The 23383-nt window shown below is 71.8% G+C and carries 24 protein-coding genes and 1 tRNA gene; 12 read left to right on the top strand and 13 right to left on the bottom strand.

All coding sequences use genetic code 11. The features are described from left to right. Positions 1–14 precede the first annotated feature (14 nt). Both ABD811_RS06220 and ABD811_RS06215 read left to right on the top strand, forming a co-directional pair. On the top strand, positions 15–611 hold the full coding sequence (locus ABD811_RS06220) for a DUF1707 SHOCT-like domain-containing protein (RefSeq protein WP_344942124.1): 597 nt from the start codon (positions 15–17) through the stop codon (positions 609–611). A 136-nt stretch (positions 612–747) separates the two neighbouring features. Further along, positions 748–2169: a DEAD/DEAH box helicase gene (locus ABD811_RS06215; RefSeq protein WP_344942121.1), complete on the top strand. Its 1422-nt coding sequence runs from the start codon at positions 748–750 to the stop codon at positions 2167–2169. Between the two features lie 84 nt (positions 2170–2253). Here the strand turns inward: ABD811_RS06215 and ABD811_RS06210 are convergent, their stop codons facing one another. Further along, the gene (locus tag ABD811_RS06210) at positions 2254–2997 is read right to left on the bottom strand and encodes an acyltransferase (protein ID WP_344942118.1); all 744 of its coding nucleotides are present in this window, start codon (positions 2995–2997) and stop codon (positions 2254–2256) included. 129 nt (positions 2998–3126) lie between these two features. Continuing rightward, positions 3127–3546, bottom strand: a complete 420-nt coding sequence (locus ABD811_RS06205; protein ID WP_344942115.1) for a hypothetical protein — start codon at positions 3544–3546, stop codon at positions 3127–3129. A gap of 241 nt (positions 3547–3787) precedes the next feature. Here ABD811_RS06205 and ABD811_RS06200 point away from each other — a divergent pair, with 241 nt between their 5' ends. Together ABD811_RS06200 and ABD811_RS06195 are read left to right on the top strand one after the other, a co-directional pair. Beyond that, entirely contained in the window at positions 3788–4321 is a 534-nt protein-coding gene (locus ABD811_RS06200) for a peptidylprolyl isomerase (RefSeq protein WP_344942112.1), read from the top strand. Between the two features lie 40 nt (positions 4322–4361). Continuing rightward, on the top strand, positions 4362–5270 hold the full coding sequence (locus ABD811_RS06195) for a rhomboid family intramembrane serine protease (RefSeq protein ID WP_344942109.1): 909 nt from the start codon (positions 4362–4364) through the stop codon (positions 5268–5270). Between the two features lie 218 nt (positions 5271–5488). Here ABD811_RS06195 and ABD811_RS06190 read toward each other — a convergent pair whose 3' ends face one another. Then, complete coding sequence (locus ABD811_RS06190; protein ID WP_344942106.1) at positions 5489–5746, bottom strand: cell division protein CrgA; 258 nt, start codon at positions 5744–5746, stop codon at positions 5489–5491. Positions 5747–5826: 80 nt separating this feature from the next. Here ABD811_RS06190 and ABD811_RS06185 point away from each other — a divergent pair, with 80 nt between their 5' ends. The 4 genes from ABD811_RS06185 to ABD811_RS06170 all read left to right on the top strand — a co-directional run bounded on the left by ABD811_RS06185 (position 5827) and on the right by ABD811_RS06170 (position 8091). Further along, positions 5827–6576 (top strand): DUF881 domain-containing protein, encoded by a 750-nt coding sequence (locus ABD811_RS06185; RefSeq protein ID WP_344942103.1) that lies wholly within the window; start codon positions 5827–5829, stop codon positions 6574–6576. 65 nt (positions 6577–6641) lie between these two features. After that, the gene (locus ABD811_RS06180) at positions 6642–7280 is read left to right on the top strand and encodes a class E sortase (RefSeq protein WP_344942100.1); all 639 of its coding nucleotides are present in this window, start codon (positions 6642–6644) and stop codon (positions 7278–7280) included. Between the two features lie 17 nt (positions 7281–7297). Continuing rightward, positions 7298–7492, top strand: a complete 195-nt coding sequence (locus tag ABD811_RS06175) for a hypothetical protein (protein ID WP_344942097.1) — start codon at positions 7298–7300, stop codon at positions 7490–7492. 17 nt (positions 7493–7509) lie between these two features. After that, the gene (locus ABD811_RS06170) at positions 7510–8091 is read left to right on the top strand and encodes an anthranilate synthase component II (protein WP_344942094.1); all 582 of its coding nucleotides are present in this window, start codon (positions 7510–7512) and stop codon (positions 8089–8091) included. Positions 8092–8399: 308 nt separating this feature from the next. On the opposite strand, the gene pknB is transcribed toward ABD811_RS06170, so the two are convergent. The 7 genes from pknB to ABD811_RS06135 are packed head-to-tail and all read right to left on the bottom strand — an operon-like array spanning position 8400 to position 17730. Further along, entirely contained in the window at positions 8400–10193 is a 1794-nt protein-coding gene (pknB, locus tag ABD811_RS06165; protein ID WP_344942091.1) for a Stk1 family PASTA domain-containing Ser/Thr kinase, read from the bottom strand. 22 nt (positions 10194–10215) lie between these two features. Next, complete coding sequence (locus tag ABD811_RS06160) at positions 10216–11652, bottom strand: serine/threonine-protein kinase (RefSeq protein WP_344942088.1); 1437 nt, start codon at positions 11650–11652, stop codon at positions 10216–10218. Next, a complete protein-coding gene (locus tag ABD811_RS06155; protein ID WP_344942085.1) occupies positions 11649–13127 on the bottom strand; it encodes a penicillin-binding transpeptidase domain-containing protein in 1479 nt (492 codons plus the stop codon). Before ABD811_RS06155 ends, ABD811_RS06160 begins: the two co-directional genes overlap by 4 nt. 60 nt (positions 13128–13187) lie before the next feature. Further along, on the bottom strand, positions 13188–14834 hold the full coding sequence (locus ABD811_RS06150) for an FtsW/RodA/SpoVE family cell cycle protein (RefSeq protein WP_344942083.1): 1647 nt from the start codon (positions 14832–14834) through the stop codon (positions 13188–13190). Continuing rightward, positions 14835–16496, bottom strand: a complete 1662-nt coding sequence (locus tag ABD811_RS06145) for a Stp1/IreP family PP2C-type Ser/Thr phosphatase (protein ID WP_344942080.1) — start codon at positions 16494–16496, stop codon at positions 14835–14837. Beyond that, complete coding sequence (locus tag ABD811_RS06140; protein WP_344942077.1) at positions 16493–16966, bottom strand: FHA domain-containing protein FhaB/FipA; 474 nt, start codon at positions 16964–16966, stop codon at positions 16493–16495. The genes ABD811_RS06145 and ABD811_RS06140 overlap by 4 nt, the downstream gene beginning before the upstream one ends. Positions 16967–16977: 11 nt before the next feature. Then, positions 16978–17730 (bottom strand): FHA domain-containing protein, encoded by a 753-nt coding sequence (locus tag ABD811_RS06135; protein WP_344942074.1) that lies wholly within the window; start codon positions 17728–17730, stop codon positions 16978–16980. A gap of 128 nt (positions 17731–17858) precedes the next feature. Between ABD811_RS06135 and ABD811_RS06130 the strand changes: the two genes are divergently transcribed. Further along, positions 17859–17941: transfer RNA gene (locus ABD811_RS06130), tRNA-Leu, on the top strand. 997 nt (positions 17942–18938) lie between these two features. On the opposite strand, the gene ABD811_RS06125 is transcribed toward ABD811_RS06130, so the two are convergent. Next, positions 18939–19256 (bottom strand): hypothetical protein, encoded by a 318-nt coding sequence (locus ABD811_RS06125; protein WP_344942071.1) that lies wholly within the window; start codon positions 19254–19256, stop codon positions 18939–18941. A gap of 70 nt (positions 19257–19326) precedes the next feature. Here ABD811_RS06125 and ABD811_RS06120 point away from each other — a divergent pair, with 70 nt between their 5' ends. After that, positions 19327–20235, top strand: coding sequence for a LysR family transcriptional regulator (locus tag ABD811_RS06120; protein WP_344942068.1), 909 nt, complete (start codon positions 19327–19329; stop codon positions 20233–20235). A gap of 379 nt (positions 20236–20614) precedes the next feature. Further along, positions 20615–20881, top strand: a complete 267-nt coding sequence (locus tag ABD811_RS06115) for a hypothetical protein (protein WP_344942065.1) — start codon at positions 20615–20617, stop codon at positions 20879–20881. Positions 20882–20979: 98 nt separating this feature from the next. Here the strand turns inward: ABD811_RS06115 and ABD811_RS06110 are convergent, their stop codons facing one another. Together ABD811_RS06110 and ABD811_RS06105 are read right to left on the bottom strand one after the other, a co-directional pair. Beyond that, on the bottom strand, positions 20980–21729 hold the full coding sequence (locus ABD811_RS06110) for an SDR family oxidoreductase (RefSeq protein ID WP_344942062.1): 750 nt from the start codon (positions 21727–21729) through the stop codon (positions 20980–20982). A 136-nt stretch (positions 21730–21865) separates the two neighbouring features. Next, positions 21866–22612 carry an SDR family NAD(P)-dependent oxidoreductase gene (locus ABD811_RS06105; protein ID WP_344942059.1) on the bottom strand — a complete coding sequence of 249 codons (747 nt, stop codon included), beginning with the start codon at positions 22610–22612 and terminating at the stop codon, positions 21866–21868. A gap of 128 nt (positions 22613–22740) precedes the next feature. Between ABD811_RS06105 and ABD811_RS06100 the strand changes: the two genes are divergently transcribed. Further along, complete coding sequence (locus tag ABD811_RS06100; RefSeq protein WP_344942056.1) at positions 22741–23340, top strand: TetR/AcrR family transcriptional regulator; 600 nt, start codon at positions 22741–22743, stop codon at positions 23338–23340. The last annotated feature ends 43 nt before the right edge of the window (positions 23341–23383 follow it).

The following is a 23383-nucleotide window of genomic DNA, read 5'->3' as shown; positions in this document are numbered from 1 at the left end:
CGGACGCGGAGACGGTGCCGGACGCGGCGCGCGACGCCGTCGTGGCCCGGCTCAACCGGGCCTGCGGCCAGGGCCTGCTCAGCCTGCGCGACTACAGCGCGCGGGTCGAGGAGATCCACTTCGCCCGCACCCGGGACGATCTCGAACGGCTCGTCCGCGATCTGCCCGAGGGCGACGCCGTGGCCGAAAGTGACGCCGCGGCCGAGGGCGGCACCGAGTGGCACGTGGCGCCCGTGGGCGGGCTGCGGCGGCACGGACGCTGGCACATGGACCGGCACCTGGTGTCGCTCAGCGTCGTCGGCGGTACCTGCCTCGACCTGCGTGACGCGCAGCTGACCGCCCCCGAGGTCACGCTGACCAAGGTCTCCCTGCTCGGCGGGGTGACGGTGTGCGTGCCGCACGGCGTGCGGGTCGTCCTGGAGGGCGGCAGCCTGCTGCGCGCCGCCGGGCTGTTCGGCGGACGCGCGGACGACGACTGCGAGCCGCTGCCGCCCGACGCGCCCACCCTGCGGATTCGCGCGTTCTCCCTCTTCGGCGGCGTCACCGTCCAGGCCCCCCACCCCGTCTCCCAGACGGCTGTGGTGAGAGGGATCCCAGAGGATCGGGCATAAACGCGTGCCGTCCCGGCGTTAGACTGGCCGAACCGATTTTTCTTCGACGCCCCCGCGTCCGGCTCGTCCGCGCAGCCCACCGCTCCGAGATCCGAGGTGGCCTCCCGAGACGTAGCCCCCTCTCGGAAGGTAATGCGTGACCGTACCGCCCGCTGACAACCACATCGCTCTGCCCTCCTTCGCCGAACTCGGGCTGCCCGACCAGCTCGTGGCGGCGTTGTCCCGGCAGGGCATCCACGAACCCTTCCCCATCCAGGCCGCCGCGATCCCCGACGTGCTGGCCGCACGGGACGTGCTCGGCCGCGGCAAGACCGGCTCCGGCAAGACCCTGGCGTTCGGCCTGCCGCTGCTGGCCCGCCTGGCCGGGCAGAGGGCCCAGCCCAAGCGTCCCCTCGCCCTGATCCTGGTGCCCACGCGCGAGCTGGCCCAGCAGGTCCAGACGAACCTGGAGCCGCTCGGCCGGTCCGTCGGCCTGCGGTTCAAGACCGTCATCGGGCAGACCTCGATGTTCAAGCAGATCGACGCGCTGCGCCGCGGCGTCGAGGTGCTGGTGGCCACCCCCGGGCGGCTCAAGGACCTCATGCGCCAGGACGCCTGCGACCTCGGCGACACGCGCATCGTCGTGCTGGACGAGGCCGACCACATGGCCGACATGGGCTTCCTGCCCGACGTCACCGACATCCTCGACCAGGCCCGGCCGGGCGGGCAGCGGCTGCTGTTCTCCGCCACCCTGGACGACGACGTCGACGTGCTCGTCAAGCGCTACCTGGACAACCCGGTGACGCACGCCATCGGCCCGGTGGACGAGCCCGTCGCCACCATGGACCACCACCTGCTGCTGGTGGCGCCCAAGGAGAAGGCCCTCATCACCGCCGAGATCGCCAACCGGGAGGGCCGGACGATCCTGTTCGCCCGCACCAAGCACGGCGTGGACCGGCTCACCAAGCAGCTCACCAACGTCGGGGTGCGCGCCGCGGGCCTGCACGGCGGCAAGAGCCAGGGCCTGCGCACCCGCACCCTGGCCGAGTTCCGCGAGGGCTCGATCAACGTGCTGGTCGCCACCGACGTCGCCGCCCGCGGCATCCACGTCGACGACGTCAGCCTGGTCATGCACGTCGACCCGCCCGCCGACCACAAGGACTACATGCACCGCGCGGGCCGGACGGCGCGCGCGGGCGAGCGGGGCACGGTGGTGACGCTCGTGCTGCCGCACCAGGTGCGCGCGACCACCGCCATGACCCGCCGGGCGGGCATCGACGCCCGCCGTGTCCGGGTGGCGTCCGGCGACGACGAGCTGGTCCGGCTGACGGGGGCGCGGCAGCCGTCCGGCATCCCGATCGAGGAGCCGCTGATCCCCGAACGTCCGCAGCGGAGCGGGGGACGCCGTCCGGGCGGTTCGCGCGGCCGGGTCCACCGCGGCGCGCCGGGCGACCGCGACCGTCGCGGCCGCCGTTCGGGGGGACGCCCCGAGCGCGGTGAACGCCGCGGCGCCCCGCACGGGGGACGCGGCCCCGCCGCCCACAGCACCCGCCGCAGCGGAGACCCCCGCCCTTCCTGAGACACGTGTCCCGGCGCGGCCTGCGTTTGCGCGGGCCGCGCCGGTGTCGTCTGAACCGGTCGTGCCGGGCCGGCCCCGGCCGGTTCAGCTGGCTTCCTCGCGCAGGTCGTCCAGGGTGAGGGCGGCCAGGCCGTCCAGCTCCTCCAGGGAGGCCAGGGGGCGGTTGCGCAGGGGCGGCTGCCAGCCCAGCTCGGCGTCGTAGCGGCGCAGCAGCTTGGCGGGGACGCCGCCGACCACCGAGTGGTCGGGGAACTCGCCGCGCACCACGGCGCCGCCCGCCACCGCGACGTTCCGGCCCAGGCGGGTGCCGGGCAGGATGATGGCGCCCGTGCCGATCCAGCACCCGTCGCCGATCACGACCGGGTTGTTCTCGGGCCACTGCCGTCCGATCGGCATGTCCAGGTCGCCGTAGCTGTGGTTCTGGTCGGTGATGTAGACGTTCGGCCCGGTGAACACGTCGTCGCCGATCTCGATGGACTGGTGGCCGACGATGTGCGTGCCGCGGCCCAGCGAGCAGCCCTTGCCGATCCGCACGATCAGGTCCGGGCCGAGGTCCAGGCCGGGGACGAACCCCGCCGAGATCGTGCAGTGCGTGCCGACCAGCGTGTGGTCGCCGATGGAGATCCACGGCTCGCCGTAGATGGCGCCGACCGGGAACCCGATGCAGGCGCCCTCGCCCAGGTAGGCGAACCGGCGGCGGCCGGGGGTGTGCGGGGTGATCTCGCCCTGCCGCTGGATCCACTCCCAGCCGCGGTGCACGGCCGCGTGCGCGGCGCGGCGGGCCTGGACGGCGACGAACTGCCGTAGCGAACGGGCCTTCGGCGACATGGCGTTCACGGTACCGGTTGGTAGCAATCACCGGAATCGCCCCCGTCCCGCGACGGAAGGCCCAGCTCAAGGTGAAGGCCCGGCCGGACGGCCGGGCCCTCACCACGCTGTGGGGGGACTCCCCCGGCGCTAGGACGTGTGCACCTGGCCGTCGGACGACGACTGGTGCTGCGACTGCGACCCGCTGAGCTCGTCCATCGCACTGCGTGTGACGCCGCGCCGCGTCAGCAGCGCGCCCGCCACGCCCACCGCGGCCACACCGGCCACCGTCATCAGGGCGGCGTTGCGGCCGCGCCGGTGGCGGCGGGGCGGCTCCACCCGGTGGGCGACCTCGGTGAGGAACGAGCTCACGCGCGGGGCCAGACCCGTCTCCACGTACCCGGCGGCCTGTTCCAGCCGGGGCGCGCTCCATTCGCGCGCGACGAGCACACGCTCGGCGGCGATGTCACGCGTCTGGCGCGCCGCCGGAACGATCCGCTCGGTGGCGCCGGAGGCACCCTGCCGGCACAGCAACGCGCCCTGCCGGCACGCCTCCTGCATACGCTCCAACCGCGAGATTGCCACTTCTCGCGGCCTGCGGCGAATGCTCATCTTTAGGGACACGCTAACCTCCCTGTTTGCGAGGTCCTGTCGGCACCCTTCCCAGGAGGCGGGGGGTAAACCCCGTTCGCGCGTCCGAAGCGTCACGCAGGGTGAGCAGGCCGCGTGTGTGACCGCACTCGACGTGTGCGAACGCGTCGAACGCACCGATCCGACATACTTCCCGACTCGACGACGAGGAGGCCCCGCCATGGCGGAGGAGATCTTCGCGACGCTGCAGACGTCGCTCGGCCCGATCGTGATCCAGCTGTACCCCGACAAGGCGCCCAAGACGGTGGAGAACTTCGTCGGGCTGGCCGAGGGCACCAAGACCTGGCGGCACCCCGAGACCGGGGAGATCCAGACCGGCACCCCGCTCTACAACGGCACGATCTTCCACCGGGTCATCGAGAACTTCATGATCCAGGGCGGCGACCCGCTGGGCCGCGGCATCGGCGGACCCGGCTACGAGTTCGAGGACGAGTTCCACCCGTCGCTGAAGTTCGACCGGCCCTACCTGCTGGCGATGGCCAACGCCGGGCCGAACACCAACGGCTCGCAGTTCTTCATCACCACCAACGTCGCCCACACCCAGCACCTGACCGGCCGGCACACCATCTTCGGCAAGGTCATCCAGGGCACGGACGTGGTGGACCGCATCTCCAAGGTCCCCACCGGCCCGAACGACAAGCCGCGCGAGGACGTCGTCATCCAGTCGGTGACGATCGAGCGCCGCCAGTCGTAGTACATGTGAGAGCCCACGCACAGGCCCGCGGAGCCGCTGAATGAGCACAGACCCCAACCTCGCGTCCGGATCCGGGACGCCGGTACCGACCTGCTACCGGCATCCGGGACGGGAGACCTACGTCCGCTGCACCCGGTGCGACCGCTTCATCTGCCCCGAGTGCATGCGGGACGCGGCCGTGGGGCACCAGTGCGTCGAGTGCGTGGCCGAGGGGAACCGGGGCGTCCGCCAACCCCGCACCACGCTGGGCGCCCGCGCGTCCGGTTCGGCGACGCCCGTGGTGACCTACACGCTCATCGGCATCTGCGCGCTGGTCTACCTGGCGGAGCTGGCGTCCCTGCGGGTCGTGTGGGACTTCATGATGGTCGGCCAGGGCATCGGGCGCACGGGGCGGATGATCGGGGTGGCCGAGGGCGAGTGGTACCGCCTGGTCACCTCGATGTTCCTGCACCAGCGGCCGGGCGGCGGCTCGTTCAGCATCACCCACATCCTGTTCAACATGTGGGCGCTGTGGGCGATCGGCCCGGCGCTGGAGCAGGTGCTGGGCCGCTGGCGGTTCCTGGCGCTGTACCTGCTGTCGGGCCTGGGCGGGTCGGTGCTGCTCTACCTGCAGGCGCCGACCGAGGGCGCGGTGGGCGCGTCCGGCGCCATCTTCGGCCTGTTCGCCGCGTACTTCGTGATCGGACGGCGGCTCGGCGGCCAGGTCGGGCCGATCGTGTTCCTGCTGGTGATCAACCTGGTGATCACCTTCGCGGTGCCGGGGATCTCCTGGCAGGGCCACGTCGGCGGCCTGGTCACCGGCGGGGTCCTGGCGGCGGCCTACGCCTATGCGCCCGACCGCGTCCGCGGGGCGGTGCACATCGCGGCTCCGGTGGCCGTCCTGGCGGTGCTCGCCATCCTGGTCGCGGTCAAGACCGCGGAACTGACCTCCGGCGGCATGCTGCTGTAACGCCACCGCGCACGCCACCGCGGTCCGCGGCGCCCGCGTTCGCTCGCGGCGCTGCGGCGCCGGCGGGTGTCCCTGGGCGTGCGGCAGCCAGGATTGGCCGCGTCCGGCCACGACGGAACGCACGAAGGTTGTGGAAAACCTGGGGACAACTCCGTGCCGCGGGCCTTACGCCTGTGGACAACGTGACCGGACGCGGCCGTACGCCGACCGGCGGACGGTCAGCGCCAGCGCGTGGACAGGATCACGCCCAGGATGATCGCGGTGAACCCGATGCCCAGGTTCCAGTTGCCCAGGTCGGTCATCAACGGCAGCTCGGTGCCCGTGCTCGCCGTCACGTAGAACGTCGCGATCCAGGCCAGCCCCAGCAACCACAATGTGATCATGGTGGGCACCAGCCAACGCGGGCTGACCTCGGGCGCCTTGGACTTCTGCGGCGGCGTGTAGACGGCCTTCTTGCGGACTTTGGACTTGGCCACGGTCGGATCGATCTCCTCGGGCGGTCGGCGGCCGGAGCGCCGGTCCGCACATGGGTCTTTGTCGGTTAGCGTAGTCGCTGGTGAGCAGCGTACGGCGTAGAGCGTGGCGAAGCATCCTCCCGCTCCTGACGGTCCTGTCCGGAACCCTGTTCGCAGCCGGGGCGAGCACGTCCCGCGGCACCGACCTGCGCGACACCGGCCGTACCCGGCTGACCGAATTGATCATCGCAGAGCAGCGCCGCGGCGACCGGGAGCGCGCCGAGTACCGGCGGCTGCGCGACGAGGTCGACCGGGCGTCCCGGCAGGCCGGACGGCACGACACGCGGGTCAAGGACGCCCAGGCGGGGGCCGACCGGCTGGCCGCCGCGTCCGGCTTCACCCCGCTGCGCGGCCGGGGCGTGCGGGTGACGCTGGACGACGCGCCGCAGCCCGAGTCCGGCGACCTGCCGCGCGGGACCAGCCCCGACGACCTGGTCGTCCACCAGGCCGACGTGCAGGCCGTGGTGAACGCGCTGTGGGCGGGCGGCGCCACCGGCATGCAGATCATGGACCAGCGGGTGATCTCCACCAGCGCCGTGCGGTGCGTGGGCAATACCCTGATCCTCCAGGGGGTCGTGTACTCGCCGCCGTTCCGCGTCACCGCGGTCGGCGACCCCGACCGGCTGCGGGCCGCGCTCGACGACTCGCCCGAGATCGCGGTCTACCGCCGGTACGTGCGCGAGTACGGGCTGGGCTACACGGTGCGGACGCTGCGCCGTGTGGAACTGCCCGCCTTCACCGGCAACGTGACCATGAAGCACGCCACGGTGCCGCCGTACGCGGGCCCCTAGCCGGGCGGCGGCCGCGGGACGGCGACCCGACGAGCAGCGAGGGGGGACGACGCGCGGTGCGGACGATGATCCGTGGCCTGGGAGAGCTGTGCATCACCGGGGGTCTGGTCCTGCTGCTGTTCGTCGTCTACAGCCTGTGGGGGACCGGCCGCTACACCCGCGAGCAGCAGGACCGGCTGGGCGAGGAACTGGCGAAGTCGTGGCAGGCGCCGCCGGTCACCACCGAGAAGGTCAAGCTCGGCAGCGGCCTGGCCATGATCCGCATCCCCAGGCTCGGCAGCAAGTACCGGTACGTCGTCATCGAGGGCGTGGAGCTGTCCGACCTGCGCAAGGGGCCCGGCCACTACCCGGGCACGGCCATGCCCGGGGAGGTCGGCAACTTCGTCGTGTCCGGGCACCGCACCACCTACTCGGCCCCGTTCAACCGCATCGGCGAGCTGCGCCGCGGCGACCGCATCCTCATCGACACCCGCCACCGCCAGTTCGTCTACCAGGTCACCGGACGCCAGATCGTCAAGCCGGACGACGTGGAGGTGATCGCGCCGGTGCCGAACCACCCGCGGCGCCGTCCCACCGAACGGCTGATCACCCTGACCACCTGCCATCCCAAGTACTCCGCCGCCGAACGGATGATCGTCTTCGGGCGGCTGGTCGAGACGCGGGCGCGCGTCACCGCCCCCACCAGCCCGCAGGCCGGCGACTGACCCTGGAGGATTCCGCGATGTACGCCTGGATCTGGCGGCATTTGCCCGGCGAGCGGCTGCGGACCAAGGCGCTCGCCGCCCTCGCGCTCGCCGCCGCGGGCGTGCTGCTGCTGTGGTATGTCGTGTTCCCCTGGCTGGAACCCAAGGTGCAGTTCGACCGCGGCGTCGTCGACGGGGCCACCCCCTCCGCCCCCGCCTCTACGGGCCGCTGACCTGCGACAATAGGAACGTGCGCATTCTCGTCGTGGACAACCACGACAGCTTCGTCTTCAACATCGTCCAGTACCTGCTGCAACTGGGCGCCGACTGCGTGGTCAAGGACCGCTCGGACGTGCTCCCGGACGACGCACGCGACGTGGACGGCGTGCTGCTCAGCCCCGGCCCGGGCCACCCCGCCGACACCGGCGTCTGCCTCGACCTCGTCCGCGACGCCGACCGGCGCGGCCTGCCGCTGCTGGGCGTCTGCCTCGGCCACCAAGTGCTCGCCCACGCCTACGGCGCGGTGGTGACCCGGGCGCCGCGCATCGTCCACGGCCACACCAGCCCGATCCACCACGACGGACGCGGCGTGCTGGCCGGCCTGCCCGACCCGTTCGCCGCCACCCGCTACCACTCGCTGGCCGTCGACCCGGCGACCGTGCCCGGCGACGTCCTGGAGATCAGCGCACGCACGCCCGAAGGGGTGGTCATGGGCCTGCGGCACCGGCACCGCCCGCTGGAGGGCGTGCAGTTCCATCCCGAGTCGGTGCTGTCCGAATCCGGCCACGCGCTGCTCCGGAACTGGCTGGCCGCCTGCGCATCTACCGTGTGACCGGGGTGGCGGCGAGCCCTTCGCCGGTGCGAGGCAAAAATTTCTTCGGAAACCCGTAACGCGTCCGGCCCGGTATCCGAAGACCATCACGAGAGGGCTTCCGCCATTGCCCCCGAGTGGCGGAAGCCCTCTCTCACGTTCTCGCCACCCCCGGCCCCCGGATTCATCACTTTCTGAAACCTTCTTGTTGCGGCGGGTGACCGGACGGGTCATGCTTGACCCGTGGTCATCGGGGGCGTCCACGACCACAGTTCTCTCCGCACAAGCAAGGGCCCCGGATCCCTGGACAGGCATCCGGGGCCCGTCGGTCAGCCGGAGTCGGGCCGGTGGCCGTCCGGCGGCCCCTCCGAGCCCGGGGGCGGGCTGGACGGCGGCGGCTCGTTCACCATGACGGTCACCGTGTCACCCGGGGCGACCGTCGCACCGGCCTCGGGGCTCTGGGCGAACACCTGGCCCGGGGCGACAGGCTTGTCCGGCGGGGCGGGCTGCTTCTGCACGTTGCACTTGAGCCCCAGCCCCTTGAGGCGGTTGCAGGCGGCGCGCTGGCTCTGGTTGTACAGGTCCGGCAGCTTGATCTGGCTCGGGCCGGTCGAGACCACGACCACCACGCGGGACTTGGCGTCGACCTTGGAACCGCTCGGCGGGGTCGTCCGGATCACCATGCCGCGCTGCACGTCCGACGACGACGAAAAGTCGCGGGCGACGCGGAAGCCGCGGCCGGTCAGGATCTGCGCCGCCTCGTCGTACGGGCGGCCCGCGACGTCCGGCACCTCGACCTGCTCCGGCGGCTTCTTGCCGCGCGAGACCACCAGGTTGACGGGCGAACCCTCGTCGACCTGCGTGCCCGGCCGCGGGTCGGTGCTGATGACGTAGCCGCGCCGGACGTCGTCGTTGTACTCCTCCTTGGTCTGGCCGACCTTCAGCCCGACCCGGGCGAGGGCGGCCACGGCTTCGTCCTGGGACTGGTTGACGATGCTGCTCGGCACGGCGACCTGCTTGATCTCCTCGCCGCCCCGGCCCGACAGCGCCCAGCCGACCAGCGCGGCGCCGCCGATGAACACCACCGCCAGCGCCACCCACAGCGCGGCCTTCTTGCCCCCGCCGCCCCGCTGCTGCGGGTCCTCGTAGTGCACCGGCGGCAGGTCGTAGCCGTTGCCGACCGGCGGGTGCATCTGGGTGCGCGGCGGCACGCCGCCCATCACCTGGGTGCCCTGCGGCTGCGCGCCCATCAGCATGGTGGACGCGGCGGTGGAGGCGACCGGCTGCCCGTGCAGCGCCCGCTGGATCTCCTGCCGGAACTCGTTGGCGTTCTGGTAGCGGTGGTCGGCGTCCTTGGCCATCGCCTTGAGCACGATGGCGTCGGCCCACTGCGGGATGTCGGCGTCCACCTGCGACGGGGGCACCGGCTCCTCCCGCACGTGCTGGTAGGCGATGGCCACCGGGGAGTCGCCGGTGAACGGCGGCCGGCCGGTCAGCAGTTCGTACAGCACGCAGCCGGTGGAGTAGATGTCGCTGCGCGCGTCGACCCGCTCGCCCCGGGCCTGCTCGGGCGACAGGTACTGGGCCGTCCCGATCACCTGGGCGGTCTGCGTCATCGTGGCGGCCGAGTCGGCCATGGCCCGGGCGATGCCGAAGTCCATGACCTTGACCTCGTGGGCCCGGGTCAGCATCACGTTGGCCGGCTTGATGTCGCGGTGCACGATGCCGCCGCGATGGCTGTAGTCCAGCGCCCGCAGGATCCCGTCGGTGATCTCCAGCGCCTTCTCCGGGAGCAGCGCCCGGTTCTCCCGCAGCAGGTCGCGCAGCGTGCTGCCGTCGACGTACTCCATGACGATGTACGGGATGGAGGTGTCGCCGACGGTGTCCTCGCCGGTGTCGTACACGGCGATGATCGACGGGTGGTTCAGGGACGCGGCCGACTGCGCCTCCCGCCGGAAGCGGGCCTGGAAGGTGGGGTCGCGAGCCAGGTCGGAGCGCAGCGTCTTGACCGCCACGACGCGGTCGAGACGCAGGTCTCTGGCACGGTAGACCTCGGCCATGCCGCCGCGCCCGATGACGCCCTCGAGCTGGTAGCGGCCGCCGAGCAGCCGAGGTTGACTCATATGTGCACTTTCCCTCGTACGTCTACACCTTGTCCTCAGAACCTAGCCCCCCGCGGTGGACGTGCGAGGGATCCGGGCTCGGAGTTGACGGAGTCGTGGTCCTCCCCGTCGGTGCGGGTGCTGGCTTCGGGGGGCCGGGGGCCGCCCCGGTCGGATCTGTGGTCGACTTCTCAGAAGGGGACGCGCTGCGGTACGGGGTCGTTGCCCTCGGTCCTGGCCGCGGCTCACGATCGTCCCGGACGGGCCGCGCGGAGGCAAGCCCCTCGGGCCGCAAGCCGCGGGATCCGGGCCCCGCCAGAACGGATCCACGCGGGTCGAGCCCACCGGGCCGGCCTGGCTCGCGGGTGGGTGCGCCCGCCTGGGTGCGATGCGCCGGTGCCGTGCGTCCTTGCCCCGGCATGTCCCCGACGCGCAGGTTACCGGGCGTAATGCTGTCGTCAAATTCCGGCGATTCGGTCGGCGTGCCGGGCGCCCGCTGCGGATCGTCGGGTCGCCCCGGCGATCCGCGGGGAAACCTTGGTGAACCGCGGGCGAATTCTGGCGACCCGCGCGGCAGATGTGATGGATCGTCCGGATTGCCTGAAATGTCCGGCGGGGTCTCCGGGGCGGTCCCTGACGCTGCGGCCGGCGGGGCCGGCGGCGGCAGGGCGTCGCGGAGCGCGGCGGCCCGCTCGGCCAGCCGGTCCGCGTCACCGCCGAACCGCTCGGCCGGTTCCTTGGCCAGCAGCGCGAACACCAGCGCCCGCACGTCCGCCGGAACGTCGTCCGGCAGCCGCGGCGGCGCCTCCCGGACGTGCTTGAGCGCGATGTCGACCGTCGTGTCCCCGTCGAACGGCACCCGGCCCGCCAGGCACTCGAAGGCCACCACACCCAGCGCGTACAGGTCGACCGCCGGGGTCAGCTCCTGCCCGGTGGCCTGCTCGGGCGACAGGTAGCGGACCGAGCCCATCACCCGCCCCGCCGCCGTCACCCCGGCCGGCTCGGGGCCGCGCGCGATCCCGAAGTCGGTGATCTTCACGGTGCCGTCCGCGGTCACCAGCAGGTTGCCGGGCTTGACGTCGCGGTGCACGATCCCGGCGCGGTGCGCCGCGGCCAGCGCCCGCGCGGTCTGCGCCACCAGGTCGAGCGTGCGCCAGGCGGTGAGCCTGCCCACCCGCGCCAGCACCGCCGACAGCGGCTCCCCCGGCACCAGCTCCATCACCAGGTACGCCCGGCCGCGGTGGGTGCCGTGGTCGTACACCCGCGCGATGCCCTCGTGCCGCAGCGCCGCCGCGTACCGGGCCTCGGCCGTGAACCGCTCGCGCGCCGCCACGTCCGCCGGCAGGTCCTCGCGCAGCAGCTTCACCGCGACGTCGCGGCCCGTCCGCTCGTCGCGGGCCGTCCAGACCTCGCCCATCCCCCCGGTGGCGACCGGCTGCACCAGCCGGTACCGGTCGTTCAGGACGAGATCGGGACTCACTTCTTCAACACCTGGGCCATGATCGCCCCCGCCACCGGGCCGGCGACGCCGCCGCCGCTGCCCGGACCCTCGGTGACGACCGCGAAGGCGTACCGGGGCTTGCTCATCGGGGCGAACCCGACGAACCACCGCGCGTTGGGGTTGCCGTCGCCCTGCTCGGCGGTGCCGGTCTTACCGGCGATGTTCATGCCCTGCAGGTTCTTGGCCGTGCCCTCGGTGACCACCGCGCGCATCATGTCGGCCAGCTGCTCGGCGGTGTCGGACTTGATGGCCTGCGAGTACTCCTGCGGCTGCGCGCTGTACAGCTCGCTCTGGTCCTTGGCCCGCACGGTCTGCACCAGGTACGGCTTCATGATCTTGCCGTCGTTGGCGACCGCGGCGGCGACCATCGCCATCTGCAGCGGGGTGGCCCGCACGTTCTCCTGCCCGATGCCCGAGCGGGCGGTGCCGTCCTGGCCGGTCCGGATCATCTCCCCGGTCTCCAGGTTCCGCACCGACACCGGAACGTCACTCTCGGCGGGGCTGACGTCCGGCTCGATCTCGAACTTGCGGTTGAAGCCGAACTTGGTGGCGCCCTGGTTGAGCCTCTCGATGCCCATCTTCATCGCCAGCTCGCCGAACGTGGTGTTGCAGGACTCGGCGAACGCACCGCGCAGCGAGGCCCGTCCGGCGCACTCGCCGGTGTCGTGCGAGTTCGGCAGCGGCCGGTTCGACTCGGGCAGGATCAGCTGGCCGGTGTTGACGACCGACCCGCTGTTGAGGCCCATCTGCTCCATGGCGATCGCCGCGGTGATCGTCTTGAACGACGAGCCGGGCGGGAACGTCTGGCTCATCGCGTTGTCGATCAGCGGCTTGATGACGCCCTTGGCGTTGTCCAGCTCGGTCAGCCGCTGGCCGCCCTTCTGGCCCTTCTGCGGCGCCACCTCGTTCGGGTCGTACGAGGGGTAGGACGCCAGCACCTGCACCGCGCCGGTCTTGATGTCGATCACCGCGGCCCCGGCCCGGCGGCTGGTGCTGGCCCGCAGCCGCTGGTAGGCCACCTGCTGCGCCTCGGTGTTCAGCGCCAGCTCCACGTTGGCGCCCTCGGCCTTCTTGCCGATGAACGCGTCGAACCAGCGCTGGTGCGTGATCCGCTTGTCGGTGCCGCCCAGCAGCGAGTTGTAGGCCAGCTCCACCTTGGACGCGCCGCCGTTGAAGTAGCCGGTGACCGGAGAGTACACCGGGCCGTTCTTGTACGTGCGGCCGTACTTGGGGTTCTCCTTACCGGTCGGGTCGGACTGCGCGATCACCTGCCCGCCCGCGATGATCTGCCCGCGCGGCGAGTTGAACACCTCGGCGAACTTGCGGCGGTTGTTCTCGTCGGAGCGCAGGTCATCGGCCTGGCTGCCCTGCACGTAGTTGACCTGCGCCATCAGGCCGAAGAACAGCAGCAACCCGAAGATCGCGACCCGGCGCAGCGGCTTGTCCATGTTCATCGGGCGACGCTCCGCTCGATGTCGGGGACGGGGGCGGCTTCGCTGGTCATCGGTGCGGGATCACCTCGTGCTCACGATCTGGGTCATGCCCTCGTCCTGGATCGCCTGCGGCGCCGGCTTGCGCGCGTCGTGGCTCATCCGGACCAGGATGGCGATCAGGATCCAGTTGGCCATCAGCGACGAGCCGCCCTGCGACAGGAACGGCGTGGTCAGACCGGTCAGCGGGATCAGCCGGGTGACGCCTCCGACGATCACGAACACCTGCAGCGCCAGCACGAACGACACACCGCCGGCGAACAGCTTCAGGAACGGGTCGCGGGCGGCGATCGCCGTCTTCATGCCGCGCTGCACGATCAACGCGTACATCAGCAGCAGCGCCATCAGCCCGGTCAGCCCGAGCTCCTCGCCCATCGAGTCGAAGATGAAGTCGCTGAACGACAGGGGGGTGCGCCACGGCTCGCCCTGGCCCAGGCCGGCGCCCAGCACCCCTCCCTCGCCGAGCGCGAACAGCCCGTTCATCAACTGAGCGCTGTCGGAGTACTCGCCGCCCAGCTTGCTGCAGGCGTACCAGCCGGGGGCGATGTTGCGGGTCTGGTCGGCCTTCTCGGTCTGCCCCGCCCGCTCGTACTCGTCGGCCTTGCGCTCGAGCTCCGCCTCGTACTGCTTCGAGATCTCGGTTTCGGGGTTGACCGGCTCGACCTTGCCGCTCTCCAGCATGCAGCCGCCGTCGAAGTACGGCTTGGGGTTCTGCCAGATGTCGATGCGCTGGTTGACGTGGCCCATGAACGGCAGCAGCGTCGCGATGAACACGCCCGCCGCCAGCAGCCCGACACCGATCAGCACCCACGACACCCGCTGCGTGGCGATGTAGAGCATCGACACGAACAGGCCGAAGTACAGCAGCGCGGTGCCCAGGTCCTTCTGCATGAACAGCACGCCCAGGCAGAAGACCCAGATGACCATGATCGGGCCCAGGTCACGGGCCCGGGGCAGGCTCAGCGGCCCGATCTTCTTGCCGATCAGCGACATGGCCTGCCGCTTGTTCACCAGATACCCGGCGAAGAAGACCACCAGCATCAGCTTGGCGAACTCGCCCGGCTGCACCGAGAACCCGCCCACGTTGATCCACACGCGGGCGCCGTTGATCTCCGCGCCGATGCCCGGCACGATCGGCAGCAGCAGCAGGATGATCGCGCCCAGGCCGATCAGGTAGGTGTAGCGCTGGGCGGTCTTGGGAGTGAACGACAGCGGCGCGTCGGTCCGGCTGGTGTCCCGCATGATCAGTATCGCGGCGACGAACAGCGCGATGCCGACGAAGGTCCACATCAGCTGGGACGGGGCGTCGGCGGCGTCCTTGAGCACCTGCCGGCCCGCGGCGGCCGCGGCCTTGCGGTCGGCGCTGGTGTCCAGGTCCAGCCGGTAGATCATGGCCAGGCCGAGCCCGTTCAGCGCCACCGCCAGCGGCAGCAGCAGCGGATCGGCGTACGGCGCGAACTTGGCCTGCACGAAGTAGGCGGCCAGCGCCAGCACCACCAGGCCGCCGCCGTACCCGAACAGCCCGGCGGGGATCTGCCCGTCACGGGCCAGGCCCACCTCCGCGAACGCCGACAGCGTCAGCACCATCGCGAAGATGAGCAGCGCCAGCGACGCCGCGTTGCGCCGCTGGTACGGCAGCTGGCGGCGGATCTGCTCCCCGAGCTGGTTCATCTACGACTTACCCCCGTTGGCCGGGCAGTCCTGGATCCTCGGGCTGCCGGTCCGGCAGGCGTCGCGGCGCCTCTCCAGATCGCCGAGCTTCTTCTCGGCCTGCGCCCGGCCCACGAACGCGAAGGACCCCTGGCGGACGCCGGTCGCGTCGCTCTCCGGAAGTTCGCTGAGGTTGACGGCGCTGTCGGCGATCGTCTGCTCACGGCAGTTCTTCTGGCCCGCCCCCTGGACGATGACGACCTTGCCGTCCTGGTCGCGCAGCGAGTACTTGCACACCGCGTTCTGCAGGTCCTGCACGGCCTTGGGCCCGCTGACGCTGTAGGTGTTCTTGACCGCCTGCTGCTTGTCCTGCGGCAGGTCCGCCACCCTTATGGGCGGGTTGGGCTGCTCCTTGGCGGCGGCCTTGCGCGACAGGTTCAGCCCCGGCACCTCCTGCGTGGTGCCGCGGAACAACACGACCTGCCCGTTCTCCTCGCCGATGTAGTAGCCGTTGCGCACCGACTGCAGGCCGACGAACCCCACGGCGGCCAGCCCCACCACGGCCACCCCGGCGGTCACGATCAGCCACGTCCAGCGGCGCGGGCCGCGGCGGCGTCCCCGGGCCGGGGCCTCCGGCGGGGCCATCACGTCCGGCGGCCCGCCCGGCGCACCCGGGCCTCCAGGCCCGCCGGGGCCACCCGGGCCGCCCGGCATCGGCTGCCCCATGGGCATCGGCGCGGGCTGCGGGGGCGGCATCTCGTCCACCGCCACCGGCGGCTGCGGCATCGTGTCGCGCAGCTGCGCCGCCCGGCTCGCCGGAGTGTCGGCGCCGCCCTCGGGCCCCTGGCCGGGCGCCGGCGGAGCGGGCTGCGTCGTGCCGGGACCGCCCGGCAGGTCCGGCGGACGGGCCGTGGCCGCGGCGCCCACGGCATGGCCGGGGCCGGGCGGAGGCGGCTGCTGCCCCAGGTCGACGACGTCCGCCACCACGCACGTGATGTTGTCCGGCCCGCCGCCCCGGTTGGCCAGGTCGATCAGCTGCCGGACGGCCTGCTCGGGATCGTCGATGTCGGTCAGCACCTGGAAGATCGTCTCGGCGGTGACCACGCTGGACAGCCCGTCCGAGCACAGCAGGTAACGGTCGCCGACCTTGGCCTCGCGCAGCGACAGGTCGGGGTCGACCTCGCCCCGGCCGTCCAGCGCGCGCAGCAGCAGCGAACGCTGCGGATGCGAGGCCGCCTCGTCGGGGCTGATCCGGCCCTCGTCCACCAGCGACTGCACCAGCGTGTGGTCGTGGGTGATCTGGAACAGGCTCCCGTCACGCAGCAGGTACGCCCGCGAGTCCCCGATGTGGACCAGCGCCACCTGGTTGCCCGCCCACAGCATCGCCGTCAGCGTCGTGCCCATGCCCTGCAGCGCCGGGTCCGACTCGACGATGTGGTGCAGGTTCTCGTTGGCCGCCTTGACCGTGTGCTCGAGCGCCGCCAGCAGCTCGTTGGCCGGCAGCTCCTTGTCGAGCTTGCGCAGCTCGGCGATGGCGGCGGCACTGGCGATCTCGCCGCCGACGTGCCCGCCCATTCCGTCGGCAACGGCGAGCAGATGGGCGCCCGCGTACGCCGAGTCCTCGTTGCCCTCGCGCAGCATGCCGACGTCGGACCGCGCGGCGTAGCGAATTCCCAGAGTCATTTGCGCAGCTCGATCACCGTCTTGCCGATACGGATCGGTACGCCCGGCGGAACCGGCATCGGCCGGCTCACCTTCGTGCGCCCGAGGTAGGTCCCGTTGGTCGAGCCGAGATCTTCCACGATCCACTGACCGTCCTGCGCGTAAAGTCGGGCATGCCGGCTCGAAGCGTAGTCGTCGGTCACCACGAGCGTGGAGTCATTCGCCCGGCCGATGCTGATCGGCACCCCCGTCAGGTCGATGACGGTGCCGGCCCGCTCGCCCTGGACGACCACCAGCTTGGTCGGCGCGTTGCTGCGCTGTGCCCGCGGCGGTCTGGACTGCCGGGCGGCCCGCTGCGGCGGCTGGGCCGCGCGGGCGGCGGCCTTGGAACCGAACAGGTCGGCCCGGATCACGCCGACGGCCGCGATGACGAACAGCCAGAGCACCGCGAGGAACGCCAGCTTGATCAGCGTGAGGGTGAATTCGGACATCGGAGTCGGGGCTACTCCCTATCGCGGCGGAAGACCAGGGTTGTCCGCCCCATCGTGACCCGCGAACCGTCGACGAGCGTGACCCGCCGGATCGGCTGACCGTTCACGAAGGAGCCGTTCGTCGACCCTAGATCCACCAGCACGACTTCGGGACCTTCTACGCGGATCTCGGCATGGTGGCGGGACACGCCGGGGTCGACCAGGCGCAGATCGCAGTCGGTGCCGCGACCCAGCAGGGTCACCGGCGTATTGATCTCATAGGTGCGCTGGGTGGCGTCGCCGCCCTCCACCGCCGTGGTGACCAGCAGCCGCGGCCGGCCCGCGAACGCCCCGCCCCGCCCCTGCGGCACGTCGCTCACCGGGCGGCGGATCTCCCCGCCCTCCACGGTGGAGCCGCGGATGACGCCGGACCGGATCCGGAACATGCCCGTGGCCAGGTCCCCGGCGTTCTCGAACCGGACGCGCACCGGCCCGACGAAGGAGTACCCCTGCTCCTTGGCGTACTCACGGGCCAGGTTCGCCAGCTCCTGGCTCAGGCTGTCGGCGTACACCTGGAGCCGCTGCCCGTCCTGCTCGGAGATCTCGACGACGAAGTCGTTCGGCACCAGGGTGCGTCCAGCCGCCACGATGGCGGCGCGGTCGTCCATCTCGCGCTGCACAGCGCTGGCCACCTCGACCGGCTGCAGCTCCGACTTGAAGGCCCGGGCGAAGGCACCTTCGACCATGCCCTCCAGCCGTCGCTCGAAGCGCTGAATGACGCCCACGGGCACCTCCCTTCCCCACTGGTAGACGATCGTATCGGTGCGAAGGTTCGCTCGAAGTATCTGGATACCTAACCACTCCCGAGACCGTGCTAGCCTTTTCGAGCACCCCCCGAGAGGGGGCCGCACCCGGGCGGGTGGCGGAACGGCAGACGCGCACGGTTCAGGTCCGTGTGTCCGCAAGGACGTGAGGGTTCAAATCCCTCCTCGCCCACTCGGAGCTGGGAGCAGTGTGCCCACGGAAAGCGTGGGCCGCTGCTCCTCGTCGTTTCTCCCAGGGGGCGACCCCCTGGAACCCCCGTCGGGCCCGCCCTGGCGGGCGTGCCTTTCGGGGCTGGGCGAGTGGCCGCAGGTGTGGGCCCGCTGCTTCTTGTCGTTTCCCACTGGGCGACCCTGTGGAACCCCCGTTGGGCCTGCCCTGGGGGGCGTGCCTCTGGGGGCTGGGGCGAGTGGCCGCGGCTGTGGGCTGCTGCTCGTCGTTGTTTCCATGGGGCGCTCCGTCGGGCCCGCCCTGGCGGGCGTGCCTTTCGGGGCTGGGCGAGTGGCCGCGGCTGTGGGCCGCTGCTTCTTGTTGTTTTCCCACCGGGCGAGCCTGTGGGACCCCCGTCGGGCCTGCCCCGGCGGGGATGCCTCTGGGGGCTGGGGTGAGGGCCCGCGTGGGCCGCTGCTTCTTGTCGTTTTCCCAGGGGCGACCCTTTGGAACGCCCGTTGGGCCCGCCCTGGGGGGCGTGCCTTTCGGGGCTGGGCGAGTGGCCGCAGGTGTGGGCCGCTGCTCCTTGTCGGTTGCAGGGGGCGACCTGCTGGAAACACGCTGGTGGTGAACGGGTCATCACCTCACAGTGACGCAATGAGCCCCCCTGCAACAAGCAGTGGGGGCTCATCTGTATCTCTCAGCGGTACAGCGCGGCCTGTCCCTGGTTGCCGGGTGGGCCTTGGGACTTTTGAGGCCGGTGAGGGCGCAGTCGCCTGGTTCAGCGCGCGGCGGCATCACTGTCGGTGGTGTGCTCGATGGCAGCCCGCACGCATCGTTCGTCGGCGATCAGCGTGGGCGCTTCCCGCCACTCTTCTTGATCATCTCGGGGGTCTCGGCGGCCGCGCTGCCGTCGATGTCGAGCACGGCGACCGCTGCGCCGCGGGCGAGGCCAGCGCCGTCGCGCGGCCGATACCGCTGTCGGCGCCGGTGACCCGCCCCGCCTTCCCGGAAACGTTGCTCATGCCAGCGGCTCGTGGTTCGCCCAGGCGACCTTGTACGGGTGCCGCGCCTGCCAGTGCTCGATGACCTCGTGCAGGCCGGGCTCGGCGAACGCTTTCGCCAGCGCGTCGGTGTCGGCCACGGCGACCTGCACGATCGCGGTGGCGATCAGTGCCGGAATGGCCTCCTCGCCGGGGACGGGGATGTGGCGCCGCGCCGCGACCGACTGCGCGAGGCCGGTGTCCAGCATGGCCCGTTCGATGTCCGAGAGATATTGATCGAGCTCGGTGTCGGGCACGGGACGATCAAAGGCAACGATCATTGTGTGGGTGACCATGTGCCGATTCTCGAGGGTGTGTGCCGCGGGTGTCCAAGACCGGTTCGCTCACCGGCGATAACCTGTGGGCATGAGTGAACTGGAGACCCGCGAGCTGGAGTACTTCATCGCGGTCGCCGATGAGCTGCACTTCGGCCGGGCCGCCGACCGGCTCTCGATCGCCCAGCCGGCACTGTCGAAGGCGATCCGGCGGATCGAGACCCGGCTCGGCGTCCCGCTGTTCGTGCGTTCCAGCCGGCGCGTCGAACTCACGCCGGCCGGGGCGGCGCTGCAGGAACACGGGCGGCACGCGCTCAACGCGGTCAGCGCCGCCGTCCGGAACGCCCGGCGCGCCGGCGTTGCCCAGGATCACCTGCGGCTCGTGCTCAAGCCCGGCGGCGATGCCGGCCTGCTGTCGGGGATCCTGGGCGAGTACGCCCACCAGCCCGACGCTCGCAGGGTGGACATCCTGTTCAGCGGGCCCGCCGACCGCGCCGACTTCCTGCGCGACGGCCGGGCCGACGTCGGCCTGCTCTACGCGCCGTTCGACGATCTCGTCGGCCTCGCCCACGAGCCGCTGATCGTTGAGGACCGCGTGGTCATCGTCCCGTCCGGTCACCGGCTGGCCGGACGGGCTGAGGTGCGAATGTCCGATCTGGAGGGGGAGACGCTCCCGCGTTGGAAGGGGGTGCCGGGCGGCGACGGCACCGGACCCGAGGTCGCCGACGTGGTCCAGTTGCTCCACATGATCGCGTTGGGCCGGATGATCGGAGTGCTCCCCCGCTCGCTGGTCTCACCGCCCCCGGACGGCCTGGTGTGCGTCCCGGTGACCGACGCACCGCTCAGCCGCCTCGTCCTCGCCTGGAACGAGCGGGACCGCCGGCCGCTGGTCGCGTCGTTCGTGACCGCCGCGCTGGCCCATCGCGACCGGGTCGACGCCCTGGTCGCGCCGGTTCCCTCACAGTCCAGTCGGCGAGCTTGCGGACGCTCCAGCGCGTGAGCGGGTCGGTGACCAGGAAGCGGTGCCGCCTACCGTCGATGACCAGTGCGTTCGGGAAGGTGTCGGCGGGCAGCGGCACGACGAGCCGGGGCTCGCCGGAGCGAGGGAGCTGCCAGATCCCGGTCAGCCCGCCCTGCCCGGAGGAGTAGAGGAAGTACACGGCGCCGCTGTCCGACCGGGCGACCCCGGTGACCACGGGGGTCCCGATGACCGGGGTGGTGCCGCCGCCATCCTGAGGTAGCGGCATGGTGGCGAGTACCTGGAGTGCCCCGTCCCGCGCGACCCGCACCACCTGGCGGGCGGGGATCATGCCGATGACCACGCCGCCGCCGGGCTCCAAGGCGATGCTCTCGGCGACCTGGCCCGCGGCCCGGTCGAAGTGGGCGAGGACGCGCACGCCGCCCAGGCGGGCGCCGGCAGTGCGGTCTGGGTGTGCCGGGGTGGTGGCCGAGACCGCGGTCGGGTCCGGGGCGGCGAGGGCCGCCGGGGCCGCGCCGAACTGGCGCCCGGGCACGGGCTCGGCACCGACCACGTCGGCACCGGCGTGGTCGGTGCCGACGCCGCGGTGCTGGTCTGGCGCCGCTCGCTGCTGGACGCGCGCACCGCGGTCGCCGCGGTCAACCAGGCGCGGGCGGGGGGAGAATGACGCTCACGGTGAGCCGCGCGGAGGCGGGAGGCCGCCGCAGCGTCGGGACGACCGGTGCGCACGACACGCCGGCCTCTTGCGACTCGCGATGCGGGCGCTCAGTACGCGAGCTCCCCGATGCCGCCGTCAACGCGCAGCACGGTACCGGCGGTGTAGGCGGACTCGTCCGAGGCGAGATAGACGGCCGCCTTCGCCAGCTCGGTGGCGGTGCCGAGGCGATGGAGGGGCACGGTCCGCCGGAGTTCTTCGTAGATGGCGGCCTGTCGCTCGGGGCCGAGCGGCTTGAACGTGTCGGTGACGGTCGGCCCCGGGCTCAGTCCGTTGACCCGGATACCCCGGTCCTTCAGCTCATAGGTCAGCCCGCGGGAGAAAGAGAGCAGGCCCGCCTTGGCGGCGCCGTAGACCGCCGCGTTCTCGTGCCCGATGAAAGCGGAGACCGAGCCGACGAGGATGACCGAGGCCTGCCGTGAGAAGAGCGGCAGCAGGGCCTTGATCAGGAAGAACGGTGCCTTGAGATTGGTGGCGACGAGCTTGTCGAACGCCTCTTCGGTCCATTCTTCGATCGGGAGGTGGGTGACGTCGGCGGCGTTGCTCATCAGGATGTCGAGCCGCGGCCACTCCTGCTGCAGCCGCGCCGCGAGCGCCGCCTGGCCGGGCACGTCGCCGGCGTCGCTGAGGATGGGCAGCAGCGGGCCGTCCAGCCGCCGGGCGGCCTCGTCCAGCCGTTCCTGCGAGCGGCCGGTGATCGCGACGGTCGCTCCCTCGGCGAGGAACTGGCGGGCGGTCTCAAGCCCGATGCCGCCCGTCCCGCCCGTGATCAGGGCGTGCTTTCCCTCAAGACGACCCATCGGTCTCATTCTCCTCACTCGCGCCCGAGGCGCGTGGTTCCGGTAGCGGTGGTTCTGGCAGTGATGACGGGCCGTCCCCGCCATCTCGGAGGACGCCACACCGCCTTTGACGTGTGGGCGGCAGGCATGTCCCGGGTCAGATGGCGGTCCGGCCTCCGTCGGCGGCCACGACGGCGCCGGTCACGTAACTGGCCTGGTCGCTGGCGAGGAAGGCGATCACCTGGGCGACCTCGGCCGGGTCGGCGGTCCGCTTCAGCGCGGTGGTCAGGCCCATGCCGCCGAGGTCGGGTCCCATGGCCGCCACCACCTTGGAGGTGGTCATCGGGCCGGGCGACACGGCGTTGACGCGCACGTTCGACGCGGCGAACTCGGCCGCCCAGGTGCGGGTCAGGGACTCCAGCGCCGCCTTGGTGGCACCGTAGACCGCCATCGGCGGCATGCCCAGGCCGGCCGCGGTGGAGCTGACGTTGACGATGCTGCCGCCTCCGGCGGCGGCCATCTTCGGCGCGAGCCGGGCGGTCAGGAGGAACGGCGCGCGCACGTTGACCGCGAAGGCGGCGTCGTAGTCGGCGATGTCCTGATCGGCGGTCGCGCTGAACGGGACGACGCCCGCGTTGTTGACGAGGATGTCCACCGCCCCGGCGTCCTCGGCCAGCCGCTGCACGGCCTGCGGGTCGGCCAGATCGGCGGGGACGAAGCGCATGGTGCCGGTGGAGCCGGCCGTGCTCCGCACGTCGTCCACGACCTGGGCGCCGCGGTCCGGGTCGGTGCCGGTGGTGATCACGTTCGCCCCGCCGGCGGCGAGGATCCTCGCCGCCGCGTGCCCGAGCCCGCCGATGGCGCCCGACCCGGTGATCAGCGCCGTCTTGCCGGTGAAGTCCATGTCGTGCCGCCTCTCGTCTCCTGGCGCGCTCGGGCGCCAAGGGACTTATGTGTGGCCGTTCAAGAAGTCCTGCGGGCATCACCGTACGACCTTTTGTGCACGCGGTCAAAAAGTCGTAGCCTGGGGACATGGCACGGACAGGGCGGCCCCGCGCATTCGACAAGGACAAGGCCTTGGAGCGCGCGCTCCTGCTGTTCTGGTCCCGGGGCTACGGCGCGACCTCCGTCCAGGACCTCGTCGACGCGCTCGCCCTGGAGCGGGGCAGCCTGTACGGCGCCTTCGGCGACAAGCGGAGCTTCTACCTGGCGGCGGTCCAGCTTTACTGGGACACCTACGAGCGCCAGCTGGTCGCGGCACTGGAGACCGGGCCGGTCCTGCCGGCGCTGCGCGAGGTGCTCGCCAACCCGGCCCGGGCGCAGGAGTACGCCTCCGACGTGGGCGTTCCGCAAGGGTGCATGATCGGCAACACCACCGCCGAACTCGTGCCCCACGACGCCGAGGCCCGCGAGATCGTGACCCGCTCGCACGCCCGCTTCACCCAGATCGTCGCCGACGCCCTGCGGCGCGCCCAGGCCGAGGGCGAGGTCACCCAGGACGCCACCCCCGAGGCCCAGGCGCAGCTACTGCTGTTCACCGTCCAGGGCCTTTCCCTGGTTTCCCGCACCGGACTCGACACCACCGCCGCGCTCGCCGCCGTCGACGCCCTGATCGACGCCCTCCGCGCTTGATCCGCGAGCCCCACTCCCGCAGCGCAGACCGGGCCTCCCATGT

This window comes from Actinomadura miaoliensis, assembly GCF_039536785.1.
GTDB classification, from domain to species: domain Bacteria; phylum Actinomycetota; class Actinomycetes; order Streptosporangiales; family Streptosporangiaceae; genus Spirillospora; species Spirillospora miaoliensis.
The sequence above is the reverse complement of the archived record's forward strand: the minus strand, read 5'-3'. Positions and strand labels throughout refer to the sequence as shown.